Consider the following 19,777-nt stretch of genomic DNA (forward strand, 5'->3'; position numbering starts at 1 on the left):
CTGTACACCGAATGCAATGCGTCGCAATCAAGTGTCGCGACGCGTGAGGAGGTCACACGGATGGCGAGTGGATTCACGCAAGTGGTAAAGGGCGCGCATAAGGCGCTCGATGATCTGAAGTACGAAATCGCGGGCGAATTGGGTCTCCCCGTCCATCAGGGCAGTGAGGATTATTGGGGGAACGTGATGACGCGTGATGCGGGAACGGTGGGGGGTCATATGACGCGCAAGCTTGTGGCGTTTGGCCAACTGGCGTTAAAGGGGAGTCAGCCGGAAGGGAAGTAATGTTCGAGGGTACGGCTGGGTGGCTGCGTGAGCGGCCGCCTTTTTCAAGTTAGGAGCGTGTGTGTTTGACTCCGAACCAGGAGTGACCGTGAACCCGAACCGGGCCTTCTTCATATCGTGAGGGAAGGCAATGGCCTAAAACACAGGGCTTGGGAAAGGGTGCGCGTGGAAAATGTCTGTTTTTCCGTCGATTCGCTTGGGGTCCACAGGTCACTACGTCCGTCTTTTGCAGGCCGATCTAAACGGTTTGGCGCTCAATTATAACGGATTTGCGCTGGATGGACATTTTGATCAAAAGACGAGTGACGCGGTCAAGAATTTTCAGGATCGATTTTCTTTGAATCGCGACGGCATCGTCCGAAACAGCACATGGAAAGTTCTCGTGGATAATGTGTTGGCGGTGCAGCGACTGTTAAAGCAAAATGGGTACCACGCGGGTTACGCGGACGGCTGGTTTGGCGCGACGACGACGGCGGCAGTCATCGCGTTTCAAAAAGCGCACGGTCTCTATCCTTCGGGGATTGTTGACCCGAGAACGAGACAAGCCCTGTTTCATCCACACGACAAGGATCACTACCAAAATCGGCCGACCTCTGCCTCGCTTGACTCGCTCAATCCGCACGTGGCGGCGATGGCTAGACGCTTTCTTGAGTTGACACGGGCGAACCACATGGATGTGCGGATCTACACGGCGTTTCGCAGTTGGGATGATGAAGATCGCCTGTTTGCACAAGGGCGATGGACGCCGGGGCCGATTGTCACAAATGCGCGCGGAGGAGACTCTTACCATAATTGGGGATTGGCGTTTGACGCGGCGCCGTTTGAAAACGGCGCGATGACGACGGATGTCTCAAAGTTTAGGCTGATGGGTCAGCTTGGCAAGCAGGTGGGATTGCAGTGGGGCGGCGATTTTAAGAGCATCGTGGATTATCCTCATTTCCAACACACCTTTGGGCTAAATACATGGGATCTTTTGGATGGCGTCCGACCGCCTGGGGAATAGGAGCAAACGGGGTATATCGGCGTGGATGCAGCGTCGTCCGGATGGCGCGGGCGGATGCTGCATCGTCATCGCGTTCCACACGGCCCGCAAACGGGGCTGTATTTTGTTCTGGGTAAAATCTGTTCGTTGACACAGATTGTCTCGTATAATACAGTTACAGTGTTTGTGCAGAGTCAGGAGGTGTCTTTTATGGCGAAACGCCGTTTATTTACATCTGAATCCGTAACTGAAGGACATCCCGATAAAATATGCGATCAGATTTCCGATGCGTTGCTTGATGCGTTCTTAAAACAAGATCCATATTCGCGCGTAGCTTGTGAAACTTCTGTGACAACGGGACTCGTCTTGGTGGCGGGTGAGGTGACAACGGAGGGCTACGTGGATATTCCACGCGTTGTTCGCGAGACGATCCGCAGCCTCGGTTATACGCGCGCCAAGTACGGCTTTGACGCGGATACGTGCGCGGTGATCACGTCGATTGACGAGCAGTCGCCGGATATTGCGATGGGCGTTAACAAGGCGCTTGAGGCGCGCTCGGGCGAGATGTCTGATGATGACATTGAGGCGATCGGTGCAGGTGATCAGGGGCTGATGTTCGGGTTTGCGGTCGATGAGACGGAAGAATTGATGCCGTTGCCGATTTCACTGGCTCACAACCTGGCGCGGCGGCTTTCCGAGGTGCGCAAGCAGCGACTGGTGTCCTACTTGCGCCCGGATGGCAAAACGCAGGTGACGGTGGAGTATGAGGATGACCGTCCAGTTCGCGTCGATACGATTGTCATCTCAACGCAGCACCATCCGCTGGTGGACAAAGAGACGATTGAGCGGGATCTGAAGCGACTTGTCGTGGAAGAAGTCGTGCCGCGCCATTTGCTTGATGAGAACACGAAGTACTTCATCAATCCGACGGGTCGCTTTGTCATCGGCGGACCGCAGGGCGACGCGGGACTCACGGGCCGCAAGATTATCGTTGATACCTATGGCGGCTATGCGCGTCACGGCGGCGGTGCGTTCTCTGGCAAGGATCCGACGAAGGTTGACCGCTCGGGCGCGTACGCGGCGCGCTATGTCGCGAAAAACATCGTGGCGGCAGGCCTCGCCCGCAAGTGCGAAGTGCAGATCGCGTATGCGATTGGCGTCGCTCGCCCTGTCTCCATCATGGTAGATACGTTTGGCACGGGTACGCTTGAGGATGAGCAGATTGCCGCGCTGGTATCGGAGCACTTTGATCTGCGCCCGGCGGGAATTATTCGCGCGCTCGACTTGCGCCGCCCGATTTATCACCAGACGGCTGCCTACGGTCACTTTGGCCGCACGGATCTGGATCTACCGTGGGAGCGTACGGATCGCGCTGAAGCTTTGCGGGCGGCAGCGCTGCGCTGAGTGGTTGATGCCGCTGCGTGCATCGCTGAGTGATGGGTGACATCGCATAGTTCTCTACGCATAAGTTTCTGGGTACCCCCAAAAATAAACTGGATGGTACGAAACCTAATGGTGAAAAACCCTAACCCCTATGGCGCCGCGAAAGCGGCGTTTTTTTTTGTTTGAAGATGTTTGCTTGAAGATGACTGTCGCGATAAGACTGGGTCAGAGACTGAGAGGGGAGGTGCACTATCGCCAACTGTCTACCATCATCTGCCTATCGGGACAGATGTGTAACCGCTAATCGCTCCTCAGCATACTGTGAAACCCAAGTGCGAGAAAGCGATGGGAGGACGTTATGTATGATCGATGCGTTGATCATTTATGGCCTCGCGTTCTATGGCGCGATTTTGCTGATATGGCAACTCTTGCACCGTTTAAGTCACAGGGTCGATGGGTGTCACGCGCAGGTTATTGTGGTGGTCGAACACGCGCATTTATGGGTGGAATGGTTCATTCGAACGCTATCGCTTCAGTGTTTTGCGCTTGGGAGAAATGCGTCGGAAGTCGTGCTTATTGATTTGGACGGTATGGGGGAGACGGCGCAAATCATTGAACGCATGCAATCCTCATTTCCATTCATCACATACGTTCCCAGTTCGCGGAATCGCCGTTGGAGCGATATTCTTTCAATCCTTGAGACGGCGAAACAGACACAGGCGCTTTTACTGGAAGTTCACACAAAGGATGAGATTCAGCAGGCGGTGCAGATGATTAGTCGCGTCGTGAAGTAAGCGCCTGGAGATCATTTGCGCGTGGAAGAGCGAGCTTGCGGCAATGGGTGCACGATGGCAAACCTGAACGCGATGCGTGAAAGAATCACGCGCGATAAGATTCAGATAAAATATTGGAATTCTTTGCCGTTGAGACTTGCCAGATTGTAAAAAACAGGTTAATCTTCTAGTATTCTTACTAAGCTAAACATCCTAGGACAAGACTCCTAGGTTTCCTCGACCATGAGGAGGAACACTGTTGAATAACGAAGTTGGTACCAGATACCGAGTTTGTCTCGCGTTGATGGTGGCCGTGGCCTCTCTCCTCTTTATTTACAACATGATGACAGCTCCGGTCAATTCTCCACACGAAGGCAATGGACTGCTTTTGCTCGCCTATGTGACACTCCTGTTATTTACGTGGCTCTTTCCCGTTCGACTCGGTGAACAATCGATCAATGTCTCCCTTGGAATTATTGTGCCGCTGTATCTTCAGTTTGGCGTGGTACCGACGGTGATTGTTGTGAATGTCGCCTGGTTTCTGAGCCATCTCGTCATGAACCGGCAGGTGCGCTCTCATCGCTTGATTGCGAATTTGAGCATGATGTCACTCATGGCGATGTTTTCTGATCTCGGATTTCGACTTGCGGCTGGATTCGGGCCACCTATTTCGTGGTCTGTCTCTCCGCTCAGCTATGCGACTCCGATTATCGTGTTTATGAGTGTCCACTTCCTGTCAAACTATCTGATTACACTTATCTTGGAAGCGGTGCGAACGGATGGAAAAGTCGGCGCCTGGAGTATGGGCGTGCTGTGGGATCTTACTGCCTTGGGGATTGAATCACTGATTGTCATCCTTTTGGTTAGCCTGCAACACGCGCTTGGCCCCATTGCCCTTTTGTATACGGTGCTACCCTATATCGCCTTGATCTATATCTTTCGGCTGTATTCCAATCTGGTGATTGCAAATCGACAACTCTCTCTGATTAGTGACCTTACCATAAAGTTAAACAAGGACTTGAATGAAGAAGAAATGTTGGATACGCTGCTCAAAGGTGTCATGGATCTTGTTGTCGCATCTGCGAGTTTCGTCTTTGCACCACACGACAATGGATACTTGACTCCGATCGTGGTGAGAGGTTCGTCCGCAGAGATGGAGAATCAAATGCGGGATGTGACCTATCTTGGGGCAGACCCGAAGCGATTGCCTGACGCATCGAATTGGCTGCGAACTACGGCGGATGCCTCCCTTGTGTATCGCGAACCTGTGCACCCTGCGTTGCGCGCAAATTCTGTGCTGAGCGTTCCGATTCAGCATGATGAGTGCATGCTCGGTATGCTTGTCGTGACACACGCAGAACGCATCCACTACTCAACGCGCGATCGCGAGATGCTTCAAATTCTTGCGAATCAGGCGGCGATCGGATGGCTCAATGCGCAGCGCCTCAAACGCTCTGAGCAGCAAACCGTTATTGATGAATTGACAGGGTTGTTTAATTATCGCTATTTTGAAACCATGCTCCCTGTGTTGTGTAGGCGTGCAGATGAGAAAAAGGAATCCTTGACGCTCCTCGTCCTTGATTTGGATAAATTCAAATCAATCAATGACGAGTATGGTCATCTCCCTGGAAACGAAGTGTTAAAAGCAGTTGCGCAGATCATTCGCGAACAAGTGCGTGACGGGGATGTCGTATGCCGCTATGGTGGAGAAGAATTCACGGTAATTCTACCCGGCGCAAACTCTGAAGTTGGCATGTACATCGCTGAACGTCTGAGACAATCGATCGCTTCGACGAAAATTTTGATCCCGCCTCAGGGGAACACGGTGATGTTCCCACTCAGCGTTACAGTCAGTATCGGTGCGGCTACCTATCCCGATACGGCGGATGTACCGCAGAGTTTGCTTCGAAATGCGGATCGAGCCATGTACGTTGGTTCGAAGCAGCGTGGAAGAAACCGTGTGGCACTCTATGGTACACATGACGCATAAAGATTGTGCACTGCGTTCTTTTTGGGTATGTTAGATCTTTGAAATGTTAAGTGATGGAGGTTTTTTGTGTTTTCTACATTTTATGAGTCTGTCGCCTATCTCTATCAATCCTACAATGATGCAAAAAAAAAATTCGTTTTTGGCTATGACCGCGAAACGCGTACACCTCACTATACGAGAATCCTTCTTGATTCGATCGGCGCGCCTGATCAGCACACGAAAACGATTAAGATCACCGGAAGTAAAGGAAAGGGGACGACGTCGCGCTTTACTGCCCGTCTCCTTCAATCGCAAGGTAATAAGGTGGGCCTTTTTACGAGCCCGCACATGGTCGACTTTACGGAGCGAATTCGAATTGACGGCAAGGCGATTTCAGAGGATGATTTCATGGCCATTTTGTCGGATCTTGTTCCGGCGATTGAGCAGATTCGCCGTGAACTTCCTGACCATGCATATCTTGGACCTGTCGGCATATTAGCCGTCGTCGCGGCGCGTTATTTCTATTTAAATGATACTGACGTTAATGTGTTTGAACTTGGTCGCGGTGCACGTCACGACGATGTGAATCAAGTGCGGGGAGACATGGCGATTCTTACTCCGATTCGCCTTGAGCACAAGGAGCAGTTAGGTCCAACGCTAAACGATGTGGTATGGGAAAAGGCAGGAATTATCCAAGCAGGCGCAAGTGCGATTGTATCTGCGTCGCAACTTCCAGAAGTTACGGTGCTTCTCAAGCAACAGGCAGAGGCGCAGGGCGTGCCCCTCTTTTCACGCGGTATTGATTTTCACACAGACATTCTGTCCTCTTCTATTGCGGGGTCGCACATTCGCTATTGGTCTAAACGCGGTGTTTCGTCTGACTTTGAACTCACGATGCCTGGAGAACACGCGATTGAGAATGCGTCTGTTGCCATGTTTGCTGTCGAGCTGTTTTTAAAAGGCGAGTTGCGCAATGAATCTTGGCGCAACGCAATGCGAGAGGTGAGCGTCCCGGGACGCGCGCAGTGGTTGCCTGGGACATCGGAGGGAAGGCCTGCGGTGCTGCTCGACGGAACGATTCATCGCGACAGTGCCCGAGAAATCGTGCGTTTAGCCAAATCAGCTTTCGCATCCCGCGTCGGCGTCATACTCGCCGTCCCTGAAGATAAGGACTACGAAGGTGTCATTGAGGCATTCGCGGAGATTGCTTCTTTCTTTATCATCACGCGCGCCGCAAATCCGCATCTGGTATTCTCCCCCAACGCAAGCGCGTATGCCCGACAATACCGAACGACACTTGAATGCGCTACGCTTGCTGAGAGCGTACATGCAGCGTGTCAGACATTGGGCACACGAGATTTATTAATCATTGCAGGTACGCAGTCACTCATCGGCGATGCGTTGCAGTTCTTCTCTATTCAGACGAGGGATGCATAGCGGCGAATAGACGCGATCAGTTCTTCGATCTCTTCGACGGCGTCTGTTGCGCGTAGCGTTTCAATGAGTAGTTCAGAAGTTTTCGCCATGTCATCGTACCGTCTAAGCGTTTGTTGTTCTTGAAAGGCGGCTTTTAAAACCGTTTTTCGCAGCGGATCTTGAATGGGCTTTTCCTGAACCCATCTCACTAAGTGGTCTGCGCGCTCTGCGTATGCATCGGGCCACAACTCGTACGTGTCAAGCGTATTTTGTATGGCAATCGCGACGCCTTCGCCAAACGTCTCCTGCCAAAGTGCTTCAAGCAGCGCGTAGCTCAATTGCTGTTGCGGCGTACCTGCGAGTTCCAATTGGTGTTTTGCGAGTGTCATGAAGGTCTCGCTTTGTTCAAGGTTGCGGTTTTGAATCGAAGTCCTGGCAGCGTGGATGGTGGCGTCGAGGGACAAGGCAATCCACGCTCGCGCATCCAGTCGGCTTTTGAGGTGAGCCATCTGCTGAAACTTCGCGGATTCTGCTGAATAAGGTTCTGCGCGCCACGCAGCGAGTGAGTCTTGTAGCATTTTGTCTGCGTAGGTTGTAAAGCTTGGGTGTGCCGGAAACGGGCTTTCGCGAATGAATGCAGAATCGTCTGTGCGAGATGATGCAGACGCTTTTGGCAACACTCCTGGTTCAATCGATGAGAGCAACACGTCTACCTCAGACTGTAGAATTCCCTGAGAAAGCTGCAGTTCCTCACTCACATAGCGTGTTTTGCGATACAAGTAGGCGGCCGTATCCTGATCTTGCAGGATCATGTGTAAGTCACCGATCTTTTTTAGAATCTCCGGCAGAAGTTCAACGTGATACTCTTTTGCGAGTGAGAGGGCAGTATGGTATCGGGCGTAGGCTTGTTCCAATTGGCGATTTGTCTCAGCGATCTGCCCGAGGAGAAAGTGGACGGCTGCAACGTTTGGAATATCACTTCCCAACTTGCTTAAAACTTCTTTTGCATCGGTGACGCGTCCGAGTGCCAGACATAACGCTGCAATTTCAATTCCCTGCGTGCGCGTTGCATCCTCACCTTGTGTAACCTCGTCCAATTCACCGACTGCGTCGAGCCGCTCCGCAATCTTTTTAAGGAGGGCAGAAGAAGGTTGCGCTTTTCCCGCCTCGATTTGGCTAATCATACTCGGGGTGACAATGTCTTTTGCCAATTGCGTCTGCGTCATGCCGCGCATCAATCGCAACTCGCGAATACGTTGACCAATCGAAGTCATGATCCGTCCCTCATTCATTTTAGTTTATGATATAGAAACAGGTTAATCTTCCATGCAGAAAGTTGCAAGGGGATGTTACTTATTATTTTGGAGATTTACTTTTGTCACATGTGACACTCAGACTATTGGATGCACGTTCTTGATTTGATTCGAGTTCAAATTTAGAGATAATGGAATCGTGGCATCGCAACATGAATCTTTACAACAACTTGACAAAAAATAAATCATATCGTGATAGGATGAAAACAGCAGGAGGGGTTTAAGATGGAACCGCGACGACAATTTCATCAGGACTTAGAAACCCTCCAGCAAGATTTGCTTCGCATGGGCGCATTGGTTGAAGAATCAATTTATAAAGCCGTGCGCGCTCTCACGGATCAGGATCCAAAACTTGCTGAAGAAGTTCTCGAAGGCGATGATCAGATCGACCGCATGGAGATCGAGATTGAGACGCGGTCGCTACGCTTGATTGCGCTTCAGCAGCCGATGGCTGGAGATTTGCGCATTTTGGGGACCGTCTTGAAAGCGGTCACCGATCTTGAGCGTATGGCAGATCACTCGGTCGATATCGCCAAAGTGGCTCTGCGGGTCAACCGGCAACCGTGGGTAAAACCGCTGATTGACATACCGCGCATGGCGAATATCGTTCAGGGCATGGTGAGAGACGGCCTGAATGCGTATATTCGCCGCGATGTTCAGATGGCGGAAACGCTCGCGACACGCGATGACGAGGTTGACGGATTGTACGGACAGATTTTTCGTGAACTGCTCGTGCTCATGCTGTCGACGCCTACGTCTGTGGAGCAGGCGACGCAGCTTTTGATGGTCGCGCAGTTTCTTGAGCGCATCGGCGATCACGCCACAAATATCGGCGAGTGGGTTATCTACATGGTCGACGGGGTGCGCCGCGACCTGAACGTTTAAGGTGGCCACGCAACGTCTGCGGGCGACGACTGAAAAGCTCTTGGCAGGCGGACAGAGTGGGTTTGCCGCGTTACGCTTGAGGCTTCCAAACGGCGATACGCTCACCGCCATTGGACAATTTGACGAAGTGCCCTTGGGCGCTGAGTGTGACTGGGTCGGTTCCTTTGAATTTCACCCGGTTCACGGGCGTCAGTTTCGCGTCTCTACCTTCACTGTCGTCCTTCCCACGAGTACACTCGGAATGGAGCGTTTTCTCGCGAGTGGCGCTTTTCGGGGGATCGGTCCGAAGACTGCGAAGCGTATCGTCGACACGTTCGGCGTGCGCACCTTGGATATCTTGCGTGAAGATCCGCAAGCGATCAAGAAGGTGCCGGGAATCTCTCGCGCCAAAGCGGAAGAACTCGCCAAAACGTTGGCGGAAAAAGGTGAACTGTCTCGACTGGGCGCCTTTTTGACAGGGCATGGCATGGGAATCCACCTCGCAGATAAGCTGGCAGGCGTATATGGTGGAGGACAAGCTGCACTGCAGGTGCTTCAGACGGATCCCTACCAAACGATTTCGGACGTGCGCGGGATCGGCTTTCGCACGGCGGATCAACTCGCGGCCGCGCTTGGCATTGATCGCTTGGCGCCTGCACGCGTCACAGCGGCTCTGCTGCATGTGCTCGACGCATCCATTGAAAATGGGCACATCTATCTCCCATACTCCATGTGGCTCGAAGAAGCGATCGCGCTTCTCGGCATTGAGAAGGATGCGGTTGCGGCAGAGGCGCAACGCCTCCTGGCACGCGGGAGTGTGGTAGCCGAACAGCACGAGCTTCCGGAGTTGTGCATTTATGGGGCGCGTCACTATCGCTTGGAAACGCAGACGGCGTCGCTGTTGCGCGTCCTGAAACAGGGTGGGAGTCTCTCTGGCGCGCTCTCGCAGGGAACTGCGCCGCGTGAGGGATCATCGCTCGAAAGTATGCAAGAGGGCGCCGTGGGCGACGGTGCGCAAGAATGCGCAAATGCGAAAGAGGATGACACGATTCAAGCGCTGTCCGAGGAGCAGTTGAGCGTCTCTAAGCTGGTTGACGATCACCCGCTTGTGATTTTGACGGGAGGTCCAGGAACGGGAAAGACGACTGCCATTCGTCACGTGGTCTCCTTTTTCGAAACCCTCGGCGCAACGGTTGTGCTCGCTGCCCCCACAGGAAAAGCTGCCAAGCGTTTGGCGCAAAGCACGGAACGTCCCGCCCAAACGATTCATCGGCTGCTTGAGATGGGAAAAAACGCCCAAGGCCGCTTTGGTTTCGGGCGCGACCGGAGTCACCGGATGGACGGGAATCTGTTTATCATTGATGAGGCTTCAATGATTGACGCGCCCCTGTTTTACAGTGTGCTCGAGGCGCTGCCTGATCAGGCGCACGTTTTGCTCGTCGGAGATCCGGAGCAGTTGCCGGCGGTCGGACCAGGCATGATTTTAAAAGACCTTATAGACTCTTCACAGTTTCCCATTGTATCTTTATCTTTTGTATTCCGGCAGGGACTCCATAGTCAGATTATTCGAGTCGCACACGAGGTGCGGATGGGGCGTATTCCCCAGTTTAAACAGGATCGTGAGCGACAAGAGTGCTTTTTTATCGAGGAAGACCGCGCGGCGAACGCGGCTGAACGGATTGCCGAACTCGCGACGGAGCGCTTGCCGCGCTATGTGGGGTATGACGCGCACCAGGGGATTCAGATTTTGTCTCCGATGAAGCGTGGACACACTGGTACGGATCGATTGAACGAAATCATCAGTGAGCGTCTACGGATGAGCGATGAAGCACTGCGCGTGGGTGAGCGCACGTTTCGCGTCGGAGATCGCGTGATGTATACCAAGAATGACTATGACCGCGAGTTGTTCAATGGGGACACAGGGCGAATTGAAGCGGTCACGCGCGACGCGCTGGTGGTTCGCTTTGCAGATGAAACGCTGGAGAGACGCATGGAGTTTACAAAAAACGAGGCGCACGCGCTGATCCAGGCGTACGCAATCTCTGTTCATAAGAGCCAAGGCAGTGAATACAACACGGTGATCTTGCCTGTGATGCGCGAACACGCGGTGATGCTCTTTCGGCAGTTGCTGTATACGGCGATGACGCGCGCCAAATCCCTCTTGGTGTTGGTGGGGACGCGCTCGGCGTTGGAGCTCGCCGTGCGGCAAGAACAGATGAATCAACGGTTTACTGGGCTATCCTGGCGTTTGAAGGATCGCTGACATCCCATTTGGTAGAGGAGATCGGAACGTGAGCCAGAAGCTGCTCGTCGTCGATGATGAAGAGTCGATTCGTACATTGGTTCGTTACAATCTCGTTCAGGCAGGCTTTGACGTTACGCTCGCAGAAGATGGCGAGGCGGGGTTTCAACAGATTCAGCAGGACACGTTTGATCTGCTGATCCTCGATTTGATGATGCCGGGCATGAGTGGGCTAGAGATATGCAAGCGCATGCGTCAGATGCACAAAGATACGCCGATCATCATGCTGACGGCGCGCGGCGAAGAGATCGATCGAGTGCTTGGCCTCGAAATGGGGGCGGATGATTATATTACGAAGCCGTTTAGCCCACGCGAATTGGTGGCGCGCGTGCGCGCGGTGCTCAGGCGCAAGGGCGAAGGGGAGCGCGAACAGGAGCAACAGGAGATTTTCCAGGTTGGCACGGTGCGGTTGGACGTGTCGCGTTACGAAGTGACCGTAGATGGAAAACTGATTGATCTGACACCGCGCGAGTTTGACCTACTCTACTTTTTATTGCAGCATACGGATCGGGTGGTCAGCCGCGATCAACTTCTGGATCGCGTGTGGGGATACGATTATGCGGGTGACACGCGGCTTGTCGATGTGCATGTGAGCCACTTGCGTGAAAAAATTGAGCGTGACCCTAAATCGCCGCGGTATATTAAAACGGTGCGCGGTGTTGGCTACAAGTTTACGCGGAGTGAGTGAGTGTGGTGTATCTCGATTTTGCGCTGGTTCTCACGGTGCTGTCTCTGTTTTCGATCATCGTTATGGGGTTGCGCGTGGCGCAGTACAGGAGTATGGGGCGTGAACTGATCAAGTCGCTCGAAGACGTCCTCTATGAAGGCGCGCATCATCAATTGGAGTGGCCGGATTTGCCGGAGCGCAGCTCGGCGTTGACTGAGCTGCGCTTGCGCGTGCAAAGCGCGGTCGTGGCGTTACGCGAAGAGCGAGAGAAGACGGTGCAAGAGCAGAGCAAACTGAGCGGTATCCTCGGACATATCTTAAGTGGTGTCATGATGCTTGACCGGGCTGGACGCATCGTTTTCGTGAACCCTGCGATGGAGACGCTGTTTGGATTGCCTGCGGAAAATTGGATCGGCAGATGGCACTGGGAAACGGCGTATCCGTACGAGGTGGCGGCGCTCGTTGACGAGTCGCTGTCGCTTGGCACGACGCAAAAGCGCGAGGTCACGGTGCATAAGCCGCACGATTTGACGCTTGAAGTGCATGTCACCCCCATTCTGCACTCGACGGGCGGCGTCGCGGGTGCGGTGCTGCTTCTGCACGATGTGACGGAGTGGCGCAGACTTGAGAGCATGCGCAGTGATTTTGTGGCGAATGTGTCGCACGAGTTGCGAACGCCGATCACAGCGCTGAAAGGGTTTGCGGAAACACTGCTCGATGGGGCGCTTGATGATCCTAAGGTGGCGCGTGAGTTTCTCGAAATCATTCGCGCGGAAGCCGATCGCATTACGCGACTCGTGAACGATCTCCTGGATCTCTCAAAGATTGAGGCAAAACAGGTGCCGCTTCATATGGAGGATGTGTCCCTTCGCGAGATGTTTGCGCGCGTCACGCAGGTTTTCATCGCGGATGCGAAACAAGAGGGCGTCACAATTCAATCGGAACTTCCAATCCCAGATGTGCGCGTCTATGCTGACATTGACCGCTTGCAACAGGTACTTGTGAATCTGGTCAGCAATGCGCTGCAATTTACGCCGCGCGGAGGGCAGATTACGCTTTCTGCCGAAGCGGTGCATGACCGGATGGTTGTTCGGGTGCGCGATACGGGCGCGGGCATTCCTGCTCAGGATTTGGGGCGTGTGTTTGAGCGGTTTTATCGCGTTGACAAGGCGCGCAGCAGGCGATCGGGCGGAACTGGCTTGGGCCTTGCCATCGTCAAGCACATCGTGGAGGCGCACGGCGGGCGTGTCGGTGTCTCCTCTGAATTCGGTCAGGGGAGCGAGTTTTTCTTTGATCTTCCGACGTCACAAGAGACGACTCCTCTCTAGTATAAAGATGAGCGTTTAGTTGATCTCCAAAATGATGATCGTTTCATTCGCGATTCTATGCTAATCTGTGAAAAAATGGTGTGGGAACGCGACGTCGCGGGGTGCCGTTTAGCATAGATGGATGCTCACGGAAGCGCGATGAGATGGAGTGTGCGGGATGAAGATTGCGATCGTTACAGATAGTACGGCGAATTTGACAGAAGAAGAGTGTAAAGCGTGGGGCATTTCGGTGGTTCCACTCTATTTGAATTTGGGCAGTGCCTCGTATCTTGATGGGGTGGAATTGAGCTCTGAGGAATTCTATAAACGCATGAAGGACGAGAATACGCTGCCAACAACTTCCCAACCGTCTCCCGGACTATTTTTAGAGACGTTTGAGCGCCTTCTCAAGACGCATGACTGTGTGGTCGCTGTTTTGTTGAGCGGAAAGCTGAGTGGAACGGTGCACTCTGCCGAGACGGCGCGCGATCTTCTTTGCACCGAGCGCATCCATGTGATTGACTCACAGGTCGTAGAGTATGCGCTCGGCGCTTTAGTGCTTGAGATGGCAAAGGCCGTGCGGCTTGCGGATGAACAGGGCACAGTGTGTGATGTGCAGGGACTGGTCGAGCGAATGGCGCAGATTCGCGCGGAGATGCATATGTACATCGCGATGGACTCGCTTGAAAACTTGCGACTTGGTGGCCGAATTGGGGCGGCTGCCGCTCTGCTCGGCTCGATGATGCAGATAAAGCCTGTGATTTGGCTGAGTGATGGTCAGGTTGGCGTGTTTGAAAAGGTGCGCACGTATAAAAAGGCAGTCGACTCGATCATGAGTCGGATGTTCGAGCAGATGAGGAACGCAGGGCCGTGCGAAATCATGTTGATTCACAGTGTGACTGATCTCGATGTCGTGAGACGCTGGGTGGATACGGTCAAAGAAGCGCTTCCTGAGGCGCGTGTATCGTATCGCATGTTGGCGCCGATCGTTGGCGTGCATGTGGGATTTGGGGGACTGGGAGCAATCTATTATGCGCGGTGTGAGGCGCAGTGAGCGGTGAGCGCAGGAGCCGCGCCAGTCGCGATGACCACCGTGCCAGCCGCGATGACCACCGTGCCAGCCCTCAAACGATGGGGCAGGTGCGTCGGATGCGTCAGATTCGCCAGGTGCGTCGAGCATTTCGGCGAAAGTATTTCGCGCTTCGCGTGAAGCGGATGACGATGACACTGTTTTACCCGATGGCGGCAAAATGTCCGCGCTGTGAGAAGCTGTTTCACCACGTTCCGCTGGATGTGGCAGCTCCGCAATTGTGCAGCGACTGTGACCGTGATGTCGAACCATTGACCTCTGGAATTTGCTCCGTGTGCGGTCGAAAAACAGCGAACGGAATCTGTCGAGAGTGTGCCAAGGGTGTTCACTCTTTTTTTGCTGCGAGAGCCTATGCTTCCTATGACGGAACGGCAGAGCACCTTATCAAAGCGCTAAAATATCAGGAAGATTTTCGCGTGTTGCCCATCTTACAGACGTGGATCTGTGACGCGTACGCCGCGCACTATGGCTATTTCGACATGATCGCGCTTGTTCCCGTCCCCATGTCGATTGAAAAGGAACGAAGTCGCGGATTCAACCTCTCCTATGAGCTGGCGCGCGCCGTTGCGCGGCGGTTCCGTTTGCCGATGATCGAACCGCTTTTGCGCATCGCGCAGGATAAGAGTCAGACGGTGCTGCACGGATGCGAGCGCAGAAACGCGATGGAACACGTGTTTCGCTGTGTCGATGATGCGCGATCGCTCGTTGGCAGGCACCCCTATTTGCTGATCGTTGATGATGTGTTGACGACCGGTGGAACGGCTGACGCTTGCGCGCGTCGACTGTTTGAGGTTGGGGCACAGTCCGTGGAAGTTTTGACGATCGCGCGCTAGTCTTGTAAATTATCCCATAGAGAAGTAGAGTATGAATAGAGATCTTCTATGAGGGGAGACCGCGAAAGTGATGTTGGCCAACTGTGAAGTATGCAACCGTCTATTTGCACAAACTGTCAGTCCTATGTGTCCGGATTGTGCAAAAAAAGAAGAGGACGATTTTGAACGAGTATCGCATTACTTGCGAGAAAATCGACAAGCAACGATTAATGAAATTGTTGATGCATTAGAAGTGCCAAAAGGGCTCATTCTAAAATTCTTGAGAATGGGTCGACTTGAGCAGAGGGAATCTCTTAGTTATCCTTGTGAGGGTTGTAGTACGTTAATAACAAAAGGAAACTATTGTGAAATTTGTCAAGTGAAAAAACAGTTGATCATGGATCAAGTATCCAGTGGATTAAAGCGTACAAATTCAAAATCATCGAATGGATCCTATTATAGTCGCTCTCATTAATAAGGGTGAGACGAGGAAAATCCTCTTCTCACTCTTTCACTTGAGCCCATGTTTTGGCCCAGCTCTCCCAAAATTCAATCGCACTTGCACGCTCTTCTGATTGTTCATCAATGATGTTTGGTTGCATGTACCAATTTATGCTCAGTCGATAGAAATAGGCGTACGTTTGATCCGTTTTCTGGGCTGCTTCTAGCGTAAGATCAAGCGAAGAGCGCAAAAAGGAGATAATCTCCTGCAATTGTTCAATTTTGGCTCGTCCCTCCATCACTTGATGATTGAGCGCGTCGGTGTGAATGCCGCGAACAAGGATTGCTGCCTTTTCGTGTAGTTGAGATAATTGCACATGTAAAGGTGTGGTCATCACACTTTGCGTTTGGTAAGATGCGATACGGTTCATAAAAAGCTCTCCCTTCTTGGTTTGGATCATTTGTCCAAGCTGTTTGCTAATATTTTGTAATAGCTGCGAATCTGGAAACAGTGTCAAGCCGTCTTCAACGTGTTTAAGCGCTTTTTCCGTTTGATTTTTTTGCAATAATAAATCACACTCCAGTGCGATTTTTGAAATGGTCACGGGTGTTTCGAGGCTTTTTACGATGAGTGCCTCGACGAGTGGAAAGTGTCCTTTTTGAAAGGAAGATAATGCATCCCATTCTAGCCATAGACTGTGTTCTTGCAAGGGACGGCAACCTTTGAAAATGTCTTTACGCGAGGTGTGTCTAAACCACCCATAAAAGTGATCGGCGTCTTCTGCGTATGGAAAAAGTAATGCAATGAGTGGGTAGGCGCGCGCGGCGATCAGATCCTTGATCACGCCGCTGAGAAGGCCGCCCTGAGAGGGCGTTCTGATCCACGCTGCGAGGTTTCGGCCGCGACTGGTATGATCAAGTAATGAATAGCCAACTTCTTCACGGCCCTCCACCACGTGGATGATCCCGTTTATAACACGTGTCATTTCATCATCAGAATTTGCATACGCAGATCGAAGCAGTGTGTACTTATCTTCGCAGTCCGTGAACCACATGCCTCGCTGAATCCATTCGGTTTTACCGACGCGTGCCGCAATTCGTTCGATTACGTTTTCAGCGCCCGGCAAACGAAAGAGTGCGTACGATTCAGCGTAGATAGAGAGGCACAGCGCATCTTGAATTCTTGACTCAATATTTGTTTTGAGGAAGTCTTCATTTGCGGGCATGAGACTCAATAGATACGGAATAACGGTGTCAAAGGATGGATTTTCAAGAAAGGATTGCAAATACCATTTCTGTGCGGTGACAGGGTCACCGAGATGCATATAACACATCCCCATGTCAAAGGAACTATAAAAAGTGGACATTCCTTCCAATGTATCGACAAAACTGAGCTTAGGTTCACCTACTCGTTTGCATTCCTTTAAGACTTGAATTGCCTTTTGGTAATTTCCCTTTCCCATATAGGCAATTGCCATTTTTCGATAGAGTTCTGCGATATAAGGAAAGCGCGTCACGCCTTGCTCTGCGATCATGATCGCTCTATCCCAATCTTTTAATTCTGAGGCTGCTAAGGAACTGATGTTAAATAACCTCGGTAAATATAAAGGGAGCGCATCTGCAGACAAATCTTTTACCAGATCATATGTTTCTTCATAAAGTGGGAGGACATTTTTAAAATCTCCGATTCGCGCATACTCTACAATCATGTTTACAAGATGAAAGGGGTCAGACCGAGTTTGATCAAGTTGTTCTTTAAGCATGGCCATGTTTCGTTCGGGTTTCCTTTTGTGGGCAACAAATTCGCTGATATATCCAACATGGTGTATGGTGATAGGTGAGAACATAATATTATGGAACTCATGGTTTGTACCCAGATCAATTTGCTCATGAATGGAACCCGTATAGCGGTGTTTTTGCTTGAAGATTCTAACGGATTGTATAGGTGACGTTTTTGTTAATTTATTTACGCTACCCAAATAGTTGACGATTTGGACAAGGTAACCGTCAGCGGAGTTTGCTTCAAGAAAGGTGCGTATTTCAATCTGATCTTCTTCTTTAAAGTACTCGTCCGCATCAATGGTTAAAATATAGGTACCTTGAGCTGCTTCAATTGCTTTATTACGAGCGTTTGAGAAATTCCCATCCCACGTATAGTGAATGATATGTGCTTCATGATTTTTGGCGATTTCGAGTGATCGATCTGTACTTCCTGTGTCTGCAATGATGATTTCGTCTGCAATTCCTTTGAGCGAACGGAGGCATCGATCCAGGAGTAATTCTTCATTTTTAATAATGAGGCAGGCTGTTAACAGCATGGTAAAACTCCTTATTCAAATTTCCGGCTGGACATTGATTGATTCATTTGGTATGCGCGAAGTGCAGGGCTCGCTTTTACAAATGACGAAAACTCTTGACTGTTTTGCTTAATGATTACCGAGATTCGTTCGGCAATCTCCTGCGTTTCGTCATAGAGTTTATTGAGTTGTAACTCGGAAATTGTATCACTCTGTAAAGAGAGCACCAATTTCTGTAGGATAGACGTACGTTCGTAAGCGAGATACGGTAGAGTCTCTACTCTACCGTTATCGATTGCAAGAAGTACCTCTTGATATAAAGCGTGTGCTCGCTCAACCATCTCATGCGCCGAGATCATGGTATAGCTGGTGCACTGCTTGAGGATGAAGCGCTAGAGCCGCCTCCGCCCATAAGTGAGGATAACAAGCTCATCTGTGACTGACTGTGCGCTAATGCGGTATTCAACGCATTGAGTTGGGCAGCGAAGTTCTGGACTTGCGCAGTAATTTGTTGATTAACTGTGGTCAAATAGTTTGAGATCGACGTTTGCTGCGCGCTGATGCTTGTCAATTCGGTTCCGATCTCACCAGAACCAGCGATCGTTCCGTACCTGCTTAGCATCGTGGATACGTTCCCTAGAAGACCGCTTACGGGATATGCACTGGATGAGGTAATACCACTCACAACGCCAAAGAAAGATTCAACAGCATTTTGATTTGAAGTGAGAGCTTGTGTAAACAAGGTCTGTCCGTTCTGGAGGGGTGCGCCACCAGCCTGAAACCCTGCAGAGGGTTGAAATTCGAGATGGCCTGTTGTGGGATCTGTGACAATTCCGATTTGCGCAAGCGCAGAAATTGTCCCACTCCCAACAGATTGATTGAGCGAATTGGGCAGTTCAAAAAGTAATTGATTTGTGACCCCGTCTGAAAAAAGAGGGCCAACACTAGCTGCTGTATTACCGCTAGCAGGAGTATACGCTGTGCCACTGTGTATAAGATCGATGAGAGAGTTATAGGCGGACATCCACGATTGTACAGATTGAATCACACTGCTTGTATTCTGGGAAATTTGAACTGACGATGTCCCTCCTGACTGCAGTGCAGTGAATGTGACGTCAGGAATCGCATTGGAAAATGTATTGGTCTGCGATTGGACATTGATTGAGCCATCGATTGTGGCAGCTGCGTTTTGGGCAGTGACGGTTGCTGTTGATGCGGAGAGCTGGCTTGCACCTGTTGAAGTTGCTGAATCAGACAGTGTAAAGGAATTTGACAGACCCGTCTGTGTCGATTGAAACATCAACTCGTAAGGCGTTGAAGAACTTCCGGTATTGATTACGCTTGCTTGAACTGCGGTCGTCGCATTGTTCACGGCAGCTGCAATTGCTGAGAGACTCTCACCAGATGTTATTGAAATGGTGACTCCGCTTTGTCCACTTGGCGTGATTGAGAGACTTCCGCTTGCCAGTGTGGAACTTGCAGTGGCAGAAGACTGATGACCTGCCGTGGCTACATTGACTTGAGCCTGCGCGAGCTGTGTCACTGCGATCGTGTAGTTTGAATTAAGCGCACCCGCTGTAGCAGAAACGGCAATGACCGCTGAATTTGAATTGGTAACATTGACAGGATTCCACGTTAATGTGCTTGCCAATGTATTACTCGCGTTTTGAAATGCGCTGAGCGCGGACTGAAGCGATGTTAATGCGGTTTGCGTTCCGGACAGTGTGGCAAGCTCTGAAGTGGAAACACCGGTTAGTTGGGCAGTCAAAACCTTTTGCAGGTCCGTTGTATACTGCGTAACGGGAACGCCAATCCCACCTGGATTCGGAATTGTATTCAATTGTTGCAAGAGGTTGACGGACATACGCTCATCTCC

16 protein-coding genes are annotated in these 19,777 nt (G+C 51.5%); 13 read left to right on the forward strand and 3 right to left on the reverse strand.

What is annotated here, in order from left to right; translation table 11 throughout:
* Positions 1 to 60 precede the first annotated feature (60 nt).
* The 6 genes from AYW79_RS06400 (at position 61) to AYW79_RS06425 (ending at position 6,829) form a co-directional block, all read left to right on the forward strand.
* Positions 61 to 285, forward strand: a complete 225-nt coding sequence (locus AYW79_RS06400; protein ID WP_067563386.1) for an alpha/beta-type small acid-soluble spore protein — start codon at positions 61 to 63, stop codon at positions 283 to 285.
* A 172-nt stretch (positions 286 to 457) separates the two neighbouring features.
* Entirely contained in the window at positions 458 to 1,288 is an 831-nt protein-coding gene (locus tag AYW79_RS06405) for a peptidoglycan-binding protein (RefSeq protein WP_067563389.1), read from the forward strand.
* A gap of 189 nt (positions 1,289 to 1,477) precedes the next feature.
* Positions 1,478 to 2,671, forward strand: coding sequence for a methionine adenosyltransferase (gene metK / locus AYW79_RS06410; protein WP_067563458.1), 1,194 nt, complete (start codon positions 1,478 to 1,480; stop codon positions 2,669 to 2,671).
* A gap of 341 nt (positions 2,672 to 3,012) precedes the next feature.
* Positions 3,013 to 3,444, forward strand: coding sequence for a hypothetical protein (locus tag AYW79_RS06415; RefSeq protein ID WP_067563392.1), 432 nt, complete (start codon positions 3,013 to 3,015; stop codon positions 3,442 to 3,444).
* 238 nt (positions 3,445 to 3,682) lie between these two features.
* Positions 3,683 to 5,413, forward strand: a complete 1,731-nt coding sequence (locus AYW79_RS06420; RefSeq protein ID WP_067563395.1) for a sensor domain-containing diguanylate cyclase — start codon at positions 3,683 to 3,685, stop codon at positions 5,411 to 5,413.
* 66 nt (positions 5,414 to 5,479) lie between these two features.
* Positions 5,480 to 6,829: a bifunctional folylpolyglutamate synthase/dihydrofolate synthase gene (locus tag AYW79_RS06425; RefSeq protein ID WP_067563398.1), complete on the forward strand. Its 1,350-nt coding sequence runs from the start codon at positions 5,480 to 5,482 to the stop codon at positions 6,827 to 6,829.
* Here the strand turns inward: AYW79_RS06425 and AYW79_RS06430 are convergent.
* On the reverse strand, positions 6,811 to 8,082 hold the full coding sequence (locus tag AYW79_RS06430) for a helix-turn-helix domain-containing protein (RefSeq protein ID WP_067563401.1): 1,272 nt from the start codon (positions 8,080 to 8,082) through the stop codon (positions 6,811 to 6,813). The two genes, AYW79_RS06425 and AYW79_RS06430, sit on opposite strands and share 19 nt — an antisense overlap.
* Positions 8,083 to 8,346: 264 nt before the next feature.
* On the opposite strand from AYW79_RS06430, the gene phoU reads away from it, so the two are divergent.
* From phoU to AYW79_RS15820, 7 genes are all read left to right on the forward strand, one after another.
* Positions 8,347 to 9,006, forward strand: a complete 660-nt coding sequence (gene phoU, locus AYW79_RS06435; protein WP_067563404.1) for a phosphate signaling complex protein PhoU — start codon at positions 8,347 to 8,349, stop codon at positions 9,004 to 9,006.
* Between the two features lies 1 nt (position 9,007).
* Positions 9,008 to 11,248 carry an SF1B family DNA helicase RecD2 gene (recD2, locus tag AYW79_RS06440; RefSeq protein WP_067563406.1) on the forward strand — a complete coding sequence of 747 codons (2,241 nt, stop codon included), beginning with the start codon at positions 9,008 to 9,010 and terminating at the stop codon, positions 11,246 to 11,248.
* 28 nt (positions 11,249 to 11,276) lie between these two features.
* Positions 11,277 to 11,975 (forward strand): response regulator transcription factor, encoded by a 699-nt coding sequence (locus tag AYW79_RS06445; RefSeq protein WP_067563410.1) that lies wholly within the window; start codon positions 11,277 to 11,279, stop codon positions 11,973 to 11,975.
* Between the two features lie 2 nt (positions 11,976 to 11,977).
* The gene (pnpS, locus tag AYW79_RS06450) at positions 11,978 to 13,282 is read left to right on the forward strand and encodes a two-component system histidine kinase PnpS (RefSeq protein WP_067563413.1); all 1,305 of its coding nucleotides are present in this window, start codon (positions 11,978 to 11,980) and stop codon (positions 13,280 to 13,282) included.
* A 157-nt stretch (positions 13,283 to 13,439) separates the two neighbouring features.
* Complete coding sequence (locus AYW79_RS06455; protein WP_067563416.1) at positions 13,440 to 14,315, forward strand: DegV family protein; 876 nt, start codon at positions 13,440 to 13,442, stop codon at positions 14,313 to 14,315.
* The gene (locus AYW79_RS06460; protein ID WP_156493889.1) at positions 14,312 to 15,184 is read left to right on the forward strand and encodes a ComF family protein; all 873 of its coding nucleotides are present in this window, start codon (positions 14,312 to 14,314) and stop codon (positions 15,182 to 15,184) included. Before AYW79_RS06455 ends, AYW79_RS06460 begins: the two co-directional genes overlap by 4 nt.
* 67 nt (positions 15,185 to 15,251) lie before the next feature.
* Positions 15,252 to 15,638, forward strand: a complete 387-nt coding sequence (locus AYW79_RS15820; RefSeq protein WP_156481770.1) for a hypothetical protein — start codon at positions 15,252 to 15,254, stop codon at positions 15,636 to 15,638.
* A 28-nt stretch (positions 15,639 to 15,666) separates the two neighbouring features.
* Here AYW79_RS15820 and AYW79_RS06465 read toward each other — a convergent pair whose 3' ends face one another.
* Both AYW79_RS06465 and fliD read right to left on the reverse strand, forming a co-directional pair.
* Positions 15,667 to 17,922: a tetratricopeptide repeat-containing glycosyltransferase family 2 protein gene (locus tag AYW79_RS06465; RefSeq protein ID WP_067563423.1), complete on the reverse strand. Its 2,256-nt coding sequence runs from the start codon at positions 17,920 to 17,922 to the stop codon at positions 15,667 to 15,669.
* Positions 17,923 to 18,256: 334 nt separating this feature from the next.
* Positions 18,257 to 19,765: a flagellar filament capping protein FliD gene (gene fliD, locus AYW79_RS06475; protein ID WP_067563430.1), complete on the reverse strand. Its 1,509-nt coding sequence runs from the start codon at positions 19,763 to 19,765 to the stop codon at positions 18,257 to 18,259.
* Between the last annotated feature and the right edge of the window lie 12 nt (positions 19,766 to 19,777).

The sequence above is a fragment of the Ferroacidibacillus organovorans genome (assembly GCF_001642725.1).
In the GTDB taxonomy this organism is placed as follows: Bacteria; Bacillota; Bacilli; order Alicyclobacillales; family SLC66; genus Ferroacidibacillus; species Ferroacidibacillus organovorans.

What these genes read in the sequence shown, in the direction of transcription:
- phoU (WP_067563404.1), top strand. Translation starts at nt 8,347, where the DNA reads ATGGAACCGCGACGACAATTTCATCAGGACTTAGAAACCCTCCAGCAA.
- AYW79_RS06465 (WP_067563423.1), bottom strand. Translation starts at nt 17,922, where the DNA reads ATGCTGTTAACAGCCTGCCTCATTATTAAAAATGAAGAATTACTCCTG.
- AYW79_RS06400 (WP_067563386.1), top strand. Translation starts at nt 61, where the DNA reads ATGGCGAGTGGATTCACGCAAGTGGTAAAGGGCGCGCATAAGGCGCTC.
- metK (WP_067563458.1), top strand. Translation starts at nt 1,478, where the DNA reads ATGGCGAAACGCCGTTTATTTACATCTGAATCCGTAACTGAAGGACAT.
- AYW79_RS06455 (WP_067563416.1), top strand. Translation starts at nt 13,440, where the DNA reads ATGAAGATTGCGATCGTTACAGATAGTACGGCGAATTTGACAGAAGAA.
- AYW79_RS06430 (WP_067563401.1), bottom strand. Translation starts at nt 8,082, where the DNA reads ATGACTTCGATTGGTCAACGTATTCGCGAGTTGCGATTGATGCGCGGC.
- fliD (WP_067563430.1), bottom strand. Translation starts at nt 19,765, where the DNA reads ATGTCCGTCAACCTCTTGCAACAATTGAATACAATTCCGAATCCAGGT.
- AYW79_RS06415 (WP_067563392.1), top strand. Translation starts at nt 3,013, where the DNA reads ATGATCGATGCGTTGATCATTTATGGCCTCGCGTTCTATGGCGCGATT.
- AYW79_RS06405 (WP_067563389.1), top strand. Translation starts at nt 458, where the DNA reads ATGTCTGTTTTTCCGTCGATTCGCTTGGGGTCCACAGGTCACTACGTC.